Source organism: Quisquiliibacterium sp. (assembly GCF_982640115.1).
In genome coordinates this window covers 1-14,642 of record NZ_CEXFHW010000027.1, presented here as the reverse complement: position 1 = coordinate 14,642, position 14,642 = coordinate 1, and the positions used below count along the sequence as shown (strand labels likewise).

At 70.6% G+C, this 14,642-nt stretch carries 9 protein-coding genes; 7 read left to right on the top strand and 2 right to left on the bottom strand.

All coding sequences use genetic code 11. The annotated features are described in order from the left end of the window. Window positions 1-25: 25 nt before the first annotated feature. Entirely contained in the window at window positions 26-1,354 is a 1,329-nt protein-coding gene (argA, locus tag AC2H6A_RS05180) for an amino-acid N-acetyltransferase (protein ID WP_484272076.1), read from the bottom strand. Between argA and hrpA the strand changes: the two genes are divergently transcribed. Then, entirely contained in the window at window positions 1,261-5,343 is a 4,083-nt protein-coding gene (hrpA, locus tag AC2H6A_RS05175) for an ATP-dependent RNA helicase HrpA (RefSeq protein WP_484272075.1), read from the top strand. The two genes, argA and hrpA, sit on opposite strands and share 94 nt — an antisense overlap. Window positions 5,344-5,424: 81 nt before the next feature. Here the strand turns inward: hrpA and AC2H6A_RS05170 are convergent, their stop codons facing one another. Further along, window positions 5,425-6,402, bottom strand: a complete 978-nt coding sequence (locus AC2H6A_RS05170) for an AEC family transporter (RefSeq protein ID WP_484272074.1) — start codon at window positions 6,400-6,402, stop codon at window positions 5,425-5,427. Between the two features lie 107 nt (window positions 6,403-6,509). Here AC2H6A_RS05170 and AC2H6A_RS05165 point away from each other — a divergent pair, with 107 nt between their 5' ends. The 6 genes from AC2H6A_RS05165 to AC2H6A_RS05140 form a co-directional block, all read left to right on the top strand. Continuing rightward, entirely contained in the window at window positions 6,510-7,517 is a 1,008-nt protein-coding gene (locus tag AC2H6A_RS05165; RefSeq protein WP_484272073.1) for a YncE family protein, read from the top strand. Between the two features lie 35 nt (window positions 7,518-7,552). Continuing rightward, window positions 7,553-8,350, top strand: coding sequence for a polysaccharide deacetylase family protein (locus AC2H6A_RS05160; RefSeq protein WP_484272072.1), 798 nt, complete (start codon window positions 7,553-7,555; stop codon window positions 8,348-8,350). Then, the gene (locus AC2H6A_RS05155) at window positions 8,347-9,351 is read left to right on the top strand and encodes a sterol desaturase family protein (RefSeq protein WP_484272071.1); all 1,005 of its coding nucleotides are present in this window, start codon (window positions 8,347-8,349) and stop codon (window positions 9,349-9,351) included. Before AC2H6A_RS05160 ends, AC2H6A_RS05155 begins: the two co-directional genes overlap by 4 nt. Window positions 9,352-9,381: 30 nt before the next feature. Continuing rightward, window positions 9,382-10,230, top strand: coding sequence for an EI24 domain-containing protein (locus AC2H6A_RS05150; protein WP_484272070.1), 849 nt, complete (start codon window positions 9,382-9,384; stop codon window positions 10,228-10,230). Between the two features lie 2 nt (window positions 10,231-10,232). Further along, window positions 10,233-11,027 carry a competence/damage-inducible protein A gene (locus tag AC2H6A_RS05145; protein ID WP_484272069.1) on the top strand — a complete coding sequence of 265 codons (795 nt, stop codon included), beginning with the start codon at window positions 10,233-10,235 and terminating at the stop codon, window positions 11,025-11,027. A gap of 90 nt (window positions 11,028-11,117) precedes the next feature. Further along, window positions 11,118-14,642, top strand: a 3,525-nt coding sequence (locus AC2H6A_RS05140) for an indolepyruvate ferredoxin oxidoreductase family protein (RefSeq protein WP_484272068.1), incomplete at its 3' end; no start/stop codon positions are given.

The window sequence follows — 14,642 nt, the reverse complement described above, 5'->3', positions numbered from 1 at the left end:
CACGACGCTGCGCGGCCCTCGCCGGTCAGAGCGTCTTGATCAGCACCTGAGACTTGCGCTGCCAGTTGTAGAGGTGGCGCCGCTCGCGCGGCAGCTGTTCGACATCGGCCTGCACGAAGCCGCGCTTCTGGAACCAGTGCATGGTGCGGGTGGTGAGCACGAACAGCCGGCGCAGGCCGGCGGCGCGGGCGCGCTGCTCGATGCGCTTGAGCAGCCGCTCGCCGTCGCCCTTGCCCTGAACCTGCGGATTGACCGCCAGACAGGCCATCTCGCCGATGGCATCTTCGGGATACGGATAGAGCGCGGCGCAGCCGAAGATCACGCCGTCGTGCTCGATGACCGTGAAGTTGCTCACCTCGCGCTCGATGCGGGCCCGGTCGCGCCGCACCAGGGTGCCGTCTTCCTCGAGCGGGCGGATGAGCGCAACCAGCCCGCCGACATCGTCGACGGTGGCCTCACGCAGCGCCTCGAGGGTTTCTTCGACCACCATGGTGCCCACGCCGTCATGCTGGAAGAGCTCCAGCAGCATGCTGCCGTCCATGGCGAACGGAATGATGTGCGCACGAGCCACGCCGCCCTCGCAGGCCCGCAGCGCATGGCGCAGGTAGCGCGCGGTGGGCGCGGGCAGATCGCCCTCGCGCAGCAGCGCCTGGGCGTCGGCCTCCGAGACCTCGCCGATGACGGCGCCGTCGGGCCCGAGCACCCCAGGGGTCTCGGTCACGAAGACCAGCTTGTCGGCATCGAGCGCGATGGCGGTGGTGGCCGCGACATCTTCCATGCTCAGGTTGAAGGCCTCGCCGGTGGCCGAAAAGCCGATGTTCGAGAGCAGCACGATGGCGCCGCTGTTGAGCGCGAACTTGATGGTCTCGGCCTCGATGCGCCGGGCCACGCCGGTGTGGCCGAAGTCCACGCCCTCGACGATGCCCAGCGGACTGGCCCCCACCAGATTGCCCGAGACCACCCGCACCGAGGAGTGGGCCATGGGCGTGTTGGGCAGGCCCAGCGAGAAGGCCGCCTCGATGTCGAGTCGGATCTCGCCGGAGGCCTCCTTGGCGCATTCCATGGCCACCGGGTCGGTGATGCGCTGGCCGTTGGCGTAGCGCGGGGATTCGCCTCGCAGACGCAGCTGCTCGTTGATCTGCGGGCGCGAGCCGAAGACCACCACCAGACGCATGCCCATGGCACTGAGCAGGCCGATGTCCTGCGCGAGCGCCGGCAGGCGCCCGGCCTGCACCAGCTCGCCGGGGAAGGCCACGACCAGTGTCTTGCCCCGGAAGGCGTGGATATAGGGCGCGACGCGGCGCAGCCAGTCGACGAACTGCTGCGGATCGGGCGGGGCGGAGGAGGCGGTCATCGGGTCATTATAATTTCGCGGTGACCCCTGACCTGCGGCCGCTGCCGGCTTTCGAGTTTCCCGAGGCGCTGCCGGTCAGCGCGCGTCGCGACGAGATCGCGCAGGCGATCATGGCCCATCCGGTGGTGATCGTCTGCGGCGAGACCGGCTCGGGCAAGACCACCCAGCTGCCCAAGATCGCGGCGGCTCTCGCCGGGCGCGGCCGCCGTGGCCTGATCGGCCACACCCAGCCGCGCCGTCTGGCCGCCACCACGGTGGCGCGGCGCATCGCCGAGGAACTCGGTTCCCCGCTGGGCACGCATGTCGGTCACAAGATCCGCTTCAGCGAGACCTTCAGTCGTGGCGCCTGCATCAAGCTGATGACCGACGGCATCCTGCTGGCCGAGAGCCAGGCCGATCCGCGGCTGCGCGCCTACGACACGCTGATCATCGACGAGGCCCACGAGCGCAGTCTGAACATCGACTTCCTGCTCGGCTACCTGCGCCAGCTGCTCGAGGGGCCGCGGCGCGACGATCTCAAGCTGGTGGTCACCTCGGCCACCATCGACGCCGAGCGCTTTGCGCGTCACTTCACCCTGGGCGGCCGCCCGGCGCCGGTGATCGAGGTTTCCGGCCGGCTCTACCCGGTGGAGATCCGCTACCGGGAGTTCGACGAGGCTGCCCGCGACGACGACGACGAGGACGACCTGCCCTCGCGCATCGAGGAGGCGGTCGAGGAGCTCTGGCGCGAGCGCCCGGGCGATGTGCTGGTGTTCCTGCCCGGCGAGCGCGAGATCCGCGATGCCGCCGAGCACCTGCGCCGCGCCCAGGCCCGTGCCACGGCGGGCGGGCGTGGCGGGCCGCTCGGGCGCGGGCCGGTGGAAGTGCTGCCGCTGTTCTCGCGCCTTTCGGCGGCCGATCAGCAGCGGGTGTTTTCCGGCTCGGGCGGGCGGCGGATCGTGCTGGCCACGAATGTGGCCGAGACCTCGCTCACCGTGCCGGGCATCCGCTATGTGATCGACACCGGCACGGCGCGGGTCAAGCGCTACCGCTATCGCAGCAAGGTGGAGCAGCTGCAGATCGAGCCGATCTCCCAGGCCGCGGCCAACCAGCGTGCCGGCCGTTGCGGCCGTGTGGCCGACGGGGTCTGCCTGCGCCTGTACGGCGAGGCCGATTTCGCCGCTCGGCCGCGCTTCACCGACCCCGAGGTGCTGCGCTCGTCGCTGGCGGCGGTGATCCTGCGCATGAAGGCGCTGCGGCTGGCCGAGATCGAGGCTTTCCCGTTCATCGATCCGCCGCCGCGCAAGGCGATCGCCGATGGCTATGCCCTGCTGCGCGAGCTCGACGCGCTCGACGAGCGCAACCAGCTCACCGAGACCGGTCGGCAGCTGGCGCGGCTGCCGGTCGATCCGCACATCGGCCGCATGCTGCTGGCCGCGCGCGACGGCCAGTGCCTGCGCGAGATGCTGGTGATCGCGGCCTCGCTGTCGTCGCAGGACCCGCGCGAGCGGCCCATGGATGCCCAGCAGGCGGCCGACCAGCAGCACAAGCGCTTCGCCGACGAGCACTCCGACTTCACCGCCATCGTCAGGCTCTGGGACTACTGGCGTCAGGCGCAGGCCGAGAGCTCCAGCAACCGCCGCCTGCAGACCCGCCTGGAGCGGGAGTTCCTCTCGCCGCGCAAGCTGCGGGAGTGGTCTGATGTGCACGGCCAGCTCGCCGACGCGGTGGCCGAGATGCGCTGGCGGGTGAACACCAGCCCGGCCACCCACGAGCAGCTGCATCAGGCGCTGCTCACCGGCATGCTCGGCAACCTCGGCACCCGCCCGCCCGACGAGCCGCACTACCAGGGCACCCACGAGACCCGCTTCGCGATCCATCCCGGCTCGGCGCTGGCCCGCAAGCCGCCGCGCTGGCTGATGGCCGCCGAGCTCGTCGACACCGCTCGCCTGTACGCCCGCACCGTGGCGCGCATCGAGCCGGCCTGGATCGAGCGCGCCGCCGGCCATCTCATCCGGCGATCCTTCAGCGAGCCGCACTGGGAGCGCAAGGCAGGGCAGGTGGTGGCTTTCGAGCGCGGGGTGCTCTACGGCCTGACCATCTGGTCGCAGCGGCGGGTGCACTACGGCCCGCGTGACCCGCTGCTGGCCCGCGAGCTGCTGATCCGCGAGGCCCTGGTGGCCATGGACTGGGACAGCGAGCTGCCCTTCTTCCGCCACAACCGGCGCCTGATCAACGAGATCCGCAAGCTCGAGCAGCAGATCCGCCGCCCCGACCTGCTGGTGGACGAGGCCTGGTTGCGTGACTGGTTCGAGGCCCGGGTGCCCGAGGGGGTGCATTCCGCCGCGCTGCTGGAGCGCTGGTATCGCGAGGCGGCGCCGGGCAGCCCCGGGCTGCTCGAGCTCTCGCGCGAGGAGCTCATGCGCAAGGATGCGGCGGGCGTGGGCAGCGAGGCCTTCCCGCGCCGGATCACCCTGCGTGGTCTGGGCTTCGACCTCGACTACCGCTTCGATCCTGGCGCGGCCGACGATGGCGCCACGCTCACCGTGCCGCTGTTCGCGCTGAACCAGGTCGATGCGGTGCGCTGCGAGTGGCTGGTGCCGGGCATGCTCGCCGACAAGGTGGGGGCGCTGGTGAAGTCGCTGCCGCAGAAGCTGCGTCGGCATCTGGTGCCGCTGCCGGAGTGGGTCGACGGCTTTCTCGCCCGCTGGACCGACCCCGAGACCGGGCAGTCGAAGGCCACGCAGCCGCTGGTGAACGCGCTGATCGATGATCTGCGCCAGACCCGCCAGCTCGCCGTGAGCGCCGGCGACTTCAAGCTCGAGACGGTGCCGGCGCACCTGTTCATGAATTTCCGGCTGGTCGATGCCCATGGTGGCGTGCTCGACCTGTCGCGTCACCTCGCCGAGCTGCGTGCCCGCCATGGCGAGCGTGCCCAGGGCAGCTTCCAGGAGGCGCTGCGCCGGGTGGCCGGGCGCGTCGCGGCTGCGCCGCCAGGCCTGCCCCCGTCGACCGCAGGAACATCATCCGGCGCGACCGCAGCTTTCGCCGCGACCGCAGGCGCCGCCGGGCCCGCGGCCTCCCCCGAAGCGGCGAGCCCCGGCATGGCCGGTGCCGCGGCCACGGCCACGGCTTCCGCCCTGGTCATGCAGGCGGGCATCCGCCATCGGGAGTGGGCCTTCGGCACGCTGCCCGAGATCATGGAACTGGCCCGCGGCCGCGATACCCTGATCGGCTACCCGGCCCTGGTGGATGTCGGCGATGCGGTCGAGCTGCAGGTCTTCGATTCACCCGACGAGGCCCGCGTCACCCACCGTCGCGGTCTGAACCGGCTGTTTGCGATCGTGCTGCGCGAGCCCTTGCGCTTCTTCGAGCGCAACCTGCCCGAGGCGCGGCGCCTGGAGCTGGCCTACGCGCCCTTCGGTGGCGCTGACGAGCTGCGGCGAGAGCTGATCGGGGTGCTGATCGACCGGGCCTGCCTGACCGAGCCGCTGCCGGCCGACGAGACGGCCTTCGCGCAGCGCCTGACCCAGTGCCGGCCGCGGCTGAACCTGATCGGGCAGGAGGTGGCGCGCGCCCTGCTCACGGTGCTCGACGAGCACCTGGCGGTCCAGCGCAAGCTGCCGCAGGCCAGGCCGCATCAGGCTGCGATGGCCGACATCAACCAGCAGCTGAGCGCGCTGCTGCCGCCGCGCTGGCTCTCGCTCACGCCGTCGGCGCAGCTCGCGCACCTGCCGCGCTACCTCAGGGCCGTGGCCATGCGCCTGGACAAGCTGCGCGCCGATCCGGCTCGCGATGCCGCGCTGATGGCCGACCTGTCCGCGCTGCAGGCGCCATGGCGGCGCGCCCTGGCCCAGCGCCGGGGGCAGCCCGATCCGCGTCTGGAGGAGTTCCGCTGGCTGCTCGAGGAGCTGCGGGTGTCGCTGTTCGCGCAGGAACTGCGCACGCCCATGCCGGTGTCGGTGAAACGGCTGCAGAAGGTCTGGGCAGCCATCGCCGCTTCGGGCTGAGCAGGCGGCCGCGCGCACCCGCCGCGACCTGCCGGACCCTCGGTCATTCACCCGGGTTGTCGATCGCGCCGTCTCGCGCCCTCAGCCGCGCAGCCCGAGCAGCCAGATCACGGTCGAGACGCTGATCAGCGATACGAAGGTGCCGGCCAGGATGGCCGAGCTGATCTCATGCGCGGGCAGCTGGTAGCGCTGCGCAATGATGAAGGTGTTGCTCGCCGCGGGCAGGCTGGCCGCCAGCACCCCGACCGCGGCGGCGCGGTGGTCGACATCGAGCACCCCGTAAAGCAGCAGGGCGGTGAGCGCGGGGTGCACCAGCAGCTTGAGCACCATCAGGCCGGTGACGGCGGGATCGATGCTGATGCGGCGATCGCCGAGCGAGGCGCCGATCGCGAACAGCGCGCAGGGCCCGGCGGCAGCGCCCATCAGGCGGATGAAGTTGTCGAGGGCTCCGGGCATGGGCGGTGCTGCGACGGCCCAGGCCAGCCCCAGGGCGATCGACATCACCAGCGGGCTGCGTACCAGGCCGCTGAGGATGGTCACCGGTACCGAGCGGGTGGGGCCGTCGGCACCGCCGTGACGCCGGCGCTCCAGTTCGAGCAGCGCGATGGCGAGGGTGATCACCAGGAAGATGTCGCTCATCATGGCGAGGATCATCGAGGGCACCAGGTCGCGTCCGAGCTCGCCCACCAGCGGCACGCCGAGATAGCCGACATTGCCGTGGGCGGTGTTCAGCCCGAAGGTGGTCGCGCGCGAGCGTTCCAGGGCCCGGGCCTGCGAGTCGGCGGGCGGGCCCTTGCGCGGCGGCATGGCCGCGGCGCGGGTGAACAGAAAGACCGCGAGGGTGGACAGGGCATAACCCAGGGCGAAGCGCCAGTCGGTGAGCGTGGTGACCGGCTGCGTGGCCACCACCCGGAACAGCATGGCGGGCAGGGCGAAATAGAAGACGAAGGCGTTCAGGCCCTGCACCGCCTGGGCGGGCAGCAGCCCGCCCCGCTGGCCGAAGAAACCGCAGAAGACGAGGGCAAATACCGGAAGGGTGACTTCGAGAACGCTCAGCATGGCCTGGACCGAGCCCGCAGTCTAATAGAATGCCGGGAGTGGCCGGGCCCCGATCGGCCGCTGCGGCCTGCCGCCACGCGGGCGATCCCGTAGCCTTCAGGTATGTCATGACCCTCGCTTCCGTCTCCCGCCGCGTGTTCGCGCTCCAGGCCGCGCTGGTGGCTACCGGGGCGGGCGCCCAGACGGCCACCGTGCCCGCGACCCCCGCCGCGCTGCCGCTGGCCATCGTGCTGAACAGCCGTGATGCCTCGGTCTCGCTGGTCGACCAGAAGACCTTCCAGGAGGTGGGCCGGGTGGATGTCGGCAAGGAGCCGCACCACCTGTATCCCAAGCCCGATGGCCGCTCGCTCATCGTGGCCAATGCCATCAGCAACGACCTGCACTTCCTCGACCCGGCCACGGGGCAGGTGCAGCGGCGGCTGCGCCAGATCGATGATCCCTACCAGATCGGCTTCTCGCCCGACAACCGCTGGTTCGTGGCGGTCTGCCTTCGCCTCGACCGGGTTGATCTGTACCACTACGACGGCGTCGACATCCGGCTGGCGCGCCGTGTGCCCACGCCCAGGGCGCCCAGCCATGTCTGGTTCTCGGCTGACAGCCGCATGGCCTTCGTCACCCTGCAGGACAGCGACGAGATCGCCGCCATCGATCTGCAGACCCAGGATGTCGCCTGGAAGCTGCGCCTGGGCCGCCAGCCCGCAGGCATCCTGGTCACGCCCGATGACCGCCTGCTGATGGTTGGCGTCATGGGGCAGGACCATGTCGATGTCATCGACTGGCGGGCGCGGCGCAGCGTCGCCCGCCTGCGCACCGGGCGCGGCGCCCACAATTTCCGCGGCGCCGGTGATCGCCGCCATGTGTATGTCTCCAACCGGGTCGACAACAGCATCTCGCGCATCGACATGAACAGCCTGCAGGTGGTTCAGAGCATCCCCGTGCCGGGCGGTCCCGACTGCATGGAGATCCTCGATGACCGCCGCACCATGTGGGTCACCGCCCGATTTGCCCGACAGGTTGCCATCGTTGATCTCGAGGCGGGCCGGGTCACCCGCACCGTACCGGTCGGGCGCTCGCCTCACGGCGTGTACCTGCACAACCGGGCGCCCCTGATCTGACGCGACGCATGCCACCGATGCGCTCGACCCGAGCGATGAGACCGATCCGGCGGCGAACCCTGCTGGCGCTGGCGCTGCTGCCGGGGCTCGCGCTGGCGCAGTCCGGGCAGGCCTCCATGCCGGGCGCGTCGCCGGCGCCGGCCTGTCGCGGCCATGTCTATCTCACCCTCGACACCGGCAACATGAGCCAGGCGGAACTGATCGCCGAGACGCTCGCGCGTCACGGCGTGAAGGCCACCTTCTTCCTCGCCAACGAGCGTACGCCGCGCGGCGACCATGCCCTCGACGACACCTGGGCGGGCTACTGGCGCGCGCGGGTCGCCGAGGGCCACGCCTTCGGTTCGCATACCTTCGATCATGTCTACCTGCGTGCCGCGCCGGCAGGCGACGATCGCGCGTTCATCCTGGCCAGGCCCCAGTTCGGTCTGCAGGCCGGCCGCGTGCAGCGCTGGGACGGGGCGGCGCTGTGCAACGAGCTTGGTCGGGTCGACGCCAGGCTGCGGGCGCTCACCGGCCGCGGGCTCGATCCCTTCTGGCGCGCGCCGGGCGGTCGGGCGCCTGCGGCAGCCATGCAGGCGGCGCAGGCCTGCGGCTACCGGCATGTGCACTGGGCCAGCGCCGGCTTCCTGGGCGACGAGCTGCCCTCCGAAACCCACCCCAACGCCCAGCTGCTGCGCCAGGCCCTGGCCGGCATACGCGCCGGCGACATCCTGATCGCACACCTGGGCATCTGGTCGCGGCGCGATCCCTGGGCGCCCATGCTCGACCCGCTGATCACCGGCCTGAAGGCCCGTGGCCTTTGCTTCGCGACGCTGCGCGAGCTTCCCGCATGACCACCGCAAGCCTCATCGACCATCTCGCTGCGCTCTGGAACTGGCCGATCGACCGTTTCGGCGACGCCCAGCGCTGGCTGTTCGAGCAGATGGTGCAGCCGCTGCTCTACCAGCTCGGTGCCATGCACCTGGCCGAGATGGCCTTCGATGCCGTGGAGTGGTTCCTGGTGGGTGTGCTCGAGGTGGTGCTGCTCGCGCTGGTCATGGGCGTTCTCGAGCGCCGCCGGCCGGCCGAGCCGCTGCATGACCCGGCTGCCGTACGCACCGACATCGTCTACACCCTGCTGCACCGGCTCGGCCTGCTGCCGCTGCTCGCCTTCGCGCTGTTCACGCCGATGATCGACACGCTGGAGGCGCAGCTGCGCTTGCTCGATGTCTCCCGGCCCAACATCGACCAGCTCTGGCCAGGCATCACCGACCAGCCGCTGGTGGCCTTCCTGATCTACCTGGTGGTGCTCGATCTGCTCGATTACGCGATCCACCGCGGACAGCATGCCTGGCGCTGGTGGTGGGCGCTGCATGCCGTGCACCACAGCCAGCGGCAGATGACCTTCTGGAGCGATGACCGCAACCACCTGCTCGATGCCCTGCTGCGCGACGGCCTGTTCGCGCTCGCCGCCCTGGCGATCGGCGTGGGGCCCGGCCATTTCGTGGCGCTGGTGGTCGCCTCGCGCCTGATGCAGAGCCTGCAGCATGCCAATCTGCGCTGGCGCTGGGGCGGGGCGATCGAGCGCGTGCTGGTCAGCCCGAGTTTTCATCGTCGCCATCATGCGATCGGGGTGGGCCATGAGGGGCCGGCCGGCGGCTGCAACTTCGCGGTGCTCTTCCCGGTCTGGGACATCATCTTTCGCACCGCCGATTTCCGCCCGGGCTTCCTGCCTACCGGCATCGCCGACCAGCTCTCGGGCGAAGATTACGGTCGCGGCTTCTGGCGGCAGCAGTGGCTGGCGCTGCGCCGAATGGTCAGCGCCCTGCGCCGTCGCGACGCCCGCCCGGCCTGAGTGCCGCGCCATCCTGTCCGGAGATTCCCCATGAGCCGCGTGCTCGCCGCCTTCTGGCGCTCCCTGTCCAGTCAGCTCCACCCGCGCATGATGGGCCTGCTGGTGCTGCCCTTCGCGGCCACCCTGGTGTTCTGGATCGTGGCCTGGATCTGGCTCTGGGATCCGCTCAATGCCTGGCTGCGCAGCCTGATGTACGGCCGCGACAGCCTGCCGATGATCAGCGGCTGGCTCAATCTGGTGGGTCTGCAGCGGGTGGGTACCCTGGCCAGCGCGCTGGTGGCGTTGATGCTGCTCGCGCCGCTGATGTTCGTGCTCGCGATGGTGCTGGTCTCGGTGGCAGCCACACCGGTGGTGATGCGCCATCTCTCGCGGCGCCACTACCCCGATGTGGCGGCTGCCGGGGGCTGGTCGGTGCTTCGCGGCATCGGCGTGGCGCTGGGCGCCCTCGCGGTGTTCGCGCTCGGCTACCTGGTCACGCTGCCCTTCTGGCTGATTCCCTTCGCGGGCTTCCTGGTGCCCTGGTTCTGGTGGAGCTGGCTCACCGCGCGCATGCTGCGCTTCGACAGCCTGTCCGAGCACGCCAGTGCTGCCGAGCGCGACCTGCTCATCGCCCGCCACGGTCGCGGCTACCTCGCGCTGGGCATGCTGGTCACGCTGCTCAACTATGTGCCGCCGCTGTTCCTGGTGACGCCGGTGCTCTCGGCCCTGGCCTTCGGGCACTTCTCGCTCGCGGCCTTGCGTGAGCTGCGCTCGTCGGCCGGCATGACTCCGGGCAGCGCGCCCGCCGTGTCGGCGGCCTCCGGGCTCACGGCGGACGCGTCGCCCGGGCAAGCTGCCACGGCTGGCGCGCCGGCGGCCAATCCCTTGCGTGAGCGTTGAGCATGGCATTCGGCCTGATCATCATCGGCGACGAGATCCTGTCGGGCAAACGGCAGGACAAGCACTTCCCGCGCGTGCTCGAACTGCTCTCGGCCCGAGGCCTGGGTCTGGCCTGGGTGCGCTATCTGGGCGATGACCGCGAGCGCCTCGTGTCTGCCCTGCGGGAATCGTTCGGCACCGGGGACACGGTCTTTTCCTGCGGCGGCATCGGCGCCACGCCCGATGACCATACCCGCCAGGCCGCGGCTGCGGCCCTGGGTCTGCCGCTTGCGCTGCACCCCGAGGCACGGGCCCTGATCGCCGAGCGCACCGCCGAGATGGCCCGCGACGGCAAGGGCAGCGCCGACATGAGCACCCCCGAGAACCGCCAGCGGCTGCGCATGGGGGAGTTCCCGGTGGGTGCCGCCATCATTCCCAATCCCTACAACCGCATTCCCGGCTTCACCATCCAGCAGCACTATTTCGTGCCCGGCTTCCCCGTGATGGCCTGGCCGATGATCGCGTGGGTGCTCGACCACCACTTCGCGCACCTGCACCACCGCCAGCCCCAGACCGAACGCTCGCTGCTGCTCTACCAGACTCCGGAGTCGGCGGCCACCCCGCTGATGGAGGCCATCGAGTCCCGTTTCCCCGGGGTCAAGGTGTTCTCGCTGCCCTCGGTGGGCGATGACCGGCGCGCCCGGCACATCGAACTCGGTGTGAAGGGGCCGGTCGCACTCGTCGAGGCGGCCTGGCCCGAGCTCGAATCGGGTGCCCGGGCGCTCGGGCCGGTGGAAGACCTGCCCGCCAGCCGCTGATCGTGGGCTGCCCGAATCCCGGTATCTGCTGCGCGAACCGAGCCTTGCCACGCCTTACCCCGCATCGATCCTGACCCGAAGGAAGCCCTCATGAACATGCCGATCGATCCCGGTCTTCGTCAGGTCAGCCTCGACGACAAGTACGACGCCACCGAGGGGCGTGTCTACCTCACCGGCACCCAGGCCCTGGTGCGACTGCCCCTGATGCAGCGCCAGCGCGATCTGGCCGCGGGCCTGAACACCGCGGGCTACATCACCGGCTATCGCGGTTCGCCGGTGGGCGGATTCGATCAGGCCCTGTGGCGGGCCCGCCGCCAGCTCGACGCCCACCATGTGCGCTTCGTGCCCGGCCTCAATGAAGACCTGGCGGCGACGGCCATCTGGGGCACCCAGCAGGTCAACTGCTTCCCGGGCGCGCGCCATGACGGCGTGTTCGCGATCTGGTACGGCAAGGGGCCGGGGGTGGATCGCAGCGGCGACGCGCTGCGCCATGCCAACCAGGCCGGCACCTCGCGCCATGGCGGTGTGCTGGCCGTGGCCGGCGACGATCACGGCGCCAAGTCGTCCACCATGGCCGCGCAGACCGACCACATCTTCAGCGCGGTGGGCATTCCGGTGCTCGCGCCGGCCACCGTGCAGGACTACATCGATCTCGGCCTCCACGGCCTGGCTCTGTCGCGCTTTGCCGGCGTGTGGGCGGCGCTCAAGGCGGTGACCGACACCATCGAGACCGCCGGCATCGTCGATGTCGGCCCCGACCGTGCCCGGCCGGTGCTGCCCGAGCTGCCCGACCTGCCACCGGGCGGGCTGCACCTGCGCCTGCCCGAGGACACCTTCCTCAAGCTCGAGGAACGGCTCATGCGTCACAAGCTGCCGGCTGCGCTCGCCTATGCGCGGGCCAACCGGCTGGATGTGAACAGCTTCGGCCGCGATGACCTCGCTGCTGGTGGCGAGCCCTGCCGGCTCGCGATCGTGAGCACCGGCAAGAGCTGGCTCGATGTCATGCAGGCCCTGGCCGATCTCGGCATCGATGATGCGACCGCCCGGCGCATCGGCCTGAAGGTGTTCAAGGTCGGCATGCCCTGGCCGCTCGAGCCCTCCGCCATCACCGCGTTCTGCGCCGGCGCCGCCGAAGTGCTGGTCATCGAGGAGAAGCGGCCGCTGATCGAGCAGCAGCTCAAGGAGCATCTCTATGGCGTGGCCGAGCGGGTGCCGGTGCTCGGCAAGCGAGACCAGGATGGTGCGCCGCTGGTGCCCGACCATGGCGAGCTCTCGCCGGCCTTCTGCGCCCGGCTCATCGCCGCGCGGCTGGCACGCCTGCAGCATCTGGCGCCGGAGCAGACCCGTCGCGGCGTGATCGATGCCGCGGTGCAGTCCGCGATCGACCGTCGGCTGGCCGCCCTCGATGCCCGCGAGAAGGGCGACGGCCGCCACTTCGAGACGATCGAACGCATCCCCTACTTCTGCTCCGGCTGCCCGCACAACACCTCCACCCGGGTGCCCGAGGGGTCGCGGGCCCTGGCCGGCATCGGCTGCCACTACATGGCGCAATGGATGGACCGCTCCACCGCCACCTTCACCCAGATGGGCGGCGAGGGGATGACCTGGGTGGGGCAGGCGCCGTTCACCGATACCCCGCATGTCTTCCAGAACCTGGGTGACGGCACCTACAACCACTCGGGCTCGCTCGCCATCCGCCACGCCGTGGCCAGCGGCGTGCGCATGACCTACAAGATCCTCTTCAACGACGCCGTGGCCATGACCGGCGGGCAGACCCATGACGGCCAGCTCACGCCGGCGGCCATCGTCCGTCAGGTGCAGGCCGAGGGGGTGCGCCGGGTGGTGGTGGTCACCGACGAGCCGCAGAAGTACCCGGCTGGCTACTTCCCCGGCGAGGTGAGCGTGCGTCATCGCGCCGACCTCGATGCCGTGCAGCGCGAACTGCGTGAGCTCGACGGCGTGACGGTGCTGGTCTATGACCAGACCTGCGCGGCCGAAAAGCGTCGTCGCCGCAAGCGCGGCAGCTTCCCCGATCCGCAGCGGCGTGCCTTCATCAACGAGGATGTCTGCGAGGGCTGCGGCGATTGCGGCCAGAAGTCCAACTGCGTCTCGATCGAGCCGGTCGAGACCGAGTTCGGACGCAAGCGGGCGATCAACCAGTCGGCCTGCAACAAGGACTTCTCCTGCGTGAACGGCTTCTGCCCGAGCTTCGTCACCGTCGAGGGCGGCAAGCCGCGCAGCGGCCGGGCCGGCGCGGTGGCCGATGATGCGGTGGCGATCGGCCTGCCCGATGTCTGCCTGCCGTCACTGGCCGGCAGCTACTCGCTGATGGTCACCGGCATCGGCGGCACCGGCGTGGTCACCATCGGCCAGATCCTCGGCATGGCTGCCCATCTCGAAGGACGCGGCGTGACGGTGCTCGACATGGCCGGCCTTGCGCAGAAGAACGGCGCGGTGATGAGCTTCGTGCGCTTCGGCCTCGATCCCTCGCAGCTGCACGCGCCGCGCGTGGGCACGGCCGCGGCCGATGCGGTGATCGGCTGCGACATCGTGGTCACCGCGGGCAAGGATGCCCTCATGCGAATGGCGCCGGGCCGCACCCGCGTCGTGGCCAATGTGGCGGCCACGCCCACCGCCGAGTTCACCCGCAACACCGAGTGGCGTTTTCCGCTGGGCAGCATGGAGGCCGCGGTGGCCGCCGCCGCGGGCGAGGAGGCGGTGTCGTTCATCGATGCCACCCGGCTGGCCACCGGCCTGATGGGTGACGCCATCGCGGCCAACATGTTCATGCTCGGCTACGCCTTCCAGAAGGGGCTCATCCCGGTCTCGGCGCGGGCGATCGATCGCGCCATCGAGCTCAACGAAGTGGCCATCGAGGCCAACCGCAAGGCCTTCCTGTGGGGCCGTCGCGCCGCCGTCGATCCGCAACGGGTGGCCGAGGTGGCTGCCCCCGCCCGCGCGCTGCCGCCCTCGCGCCAGCGCTCCGAGACCCTCGACGAACTCATCGCCCGGCGCGTGGACTTCCTCAATGGCTACCAGGACGATGCCTGGGCGCGCCGCTACCTGGCGGTGGTCGAGCGGGTTCGCCGGGCCGAATCTGCGCTGCCGGCCGATCCTGCCGCCGAAGGACTGGAAAGCGGCCGCTGGCCGCTGACCGAGGCGGTGGCCCGGGGCCTGTTCAAGCTGATGTCCTACAAGGACGAGTACGAGGTGGCGCGGCAGTACGCCAATCCGGCGTTTCTCGCGCGTCTGCGCGAGCAGTTCGAGGGCGACTACAGCCTGCGCTTTCACCTGGCGCCGCCCCTGCTGGCGCGGCGCAATGCCGCCGGTGAACTGGTCAAGCGACCCTTCGGCCCCTGGCTGATGCCGGTGTTCCGGGTGCTCGCCGGGCTGCGGGGGCTGCGCGGCTCGGTGTTCGACCCGTTTGGCCACACCGCCGAGCGGCGCTGGGAGCGTGGCCTGATCGTGGCCTATGAGCGCACCGTGGACGAATTGCTGGGTTCGCTGACGCCGGCAAACCGTCTGCTGGCAGCACAGATTGCCGCCATCCCGGAAAGCATTCGCGGGTTCGGGCATGTGAAGGCCCGCAACGGCGAGGCCGCGAAGGCCAGGGAA